Source organism: Kitasatospora cystarginea (assembly GCF_039533515.1).
GTDB lineage: Bacteria > Actinomycetota > Actinomycetes > Streptomycetales > Streptomycetaceae > Kitasatospora > Kitasatospora cystarginea.
In genome coordinates, this window is the sequence record NZ_BAAATR010000202.1 from 1 (window position 1) to 674 (window position 674).

Below are 674 nucleotides of genomic sequence, written 5' to 3' on the forward strand. Positions count from 1 at the left end.
GCTGGTCTTCGACTACCCGTCGGCGACCGCGCTGGCGGAGCACCTGCGGTCCGAACTGCTGGGCCAGGAGCCGGAGTCGGCCGCGCCGGTGACGGTGGTGGCCGCTGCCGACGACGAGCCGATCGCGATCGTCGCGATGAGCTGCCGCTTCCCCGGCGGGGTCACCACCCCCGAGGAGCTGTGGCAGCTGCTGGTCCGGGGCGGTGACGCCATCGCCGAGTTCCCGACCGACCGCGGCTGGGACCTCGACGGCCTCTACCACCCGGACCCGGACCACCAGGGCACCACGTACGCCCGTGAGGGTGGCTTCCTGGACGAGGTCACCAAGTTCGACCCGGCCTTCTTCGGCATCTCGCCGCGCGAGGCCCTGTCGATGGACCCGCAGCAGCGTCTGCTGCTGGAGACCTCGTGGGAGGTCTTCGAGCGGGCCGGCATCGACCCGGTCTCGCTGCGCGGCAGCCAGTCGGGCGTCTTCGTCGGCACCAACGGCCAGGACTACGCCAACCTGCTGGTGGACGGCCTGGAGGGCGTCGAGGGTCACCGTCTGACGGGTACGGCCACGAGTGTCGTCTCCGGCCGCCTCTCCTACACGTTCGGTCTTGAGGGTCCGGCGGTGTCGGTGGACACGGCGTGCTCGGCGTCGTTGGTGGCGTTGCACCTGGCGGTGCAGGCGC

The 674-nt window shown here is 71.5% G+C and carries 1 protein-coding gene; it reads left to right on the forward strand.

Annotation, left to right across the window (positions count from 1 at the left end):
• Positions 1-674, forward strand: a 674-nt coding sequence (locus ABD369_RS40830) for a beta-ketoacyl synthase N-terminal-like domain-containing protein (RefSeq protein WP_344641695.1), incomplete at both ends; no start/stop codon positions are given.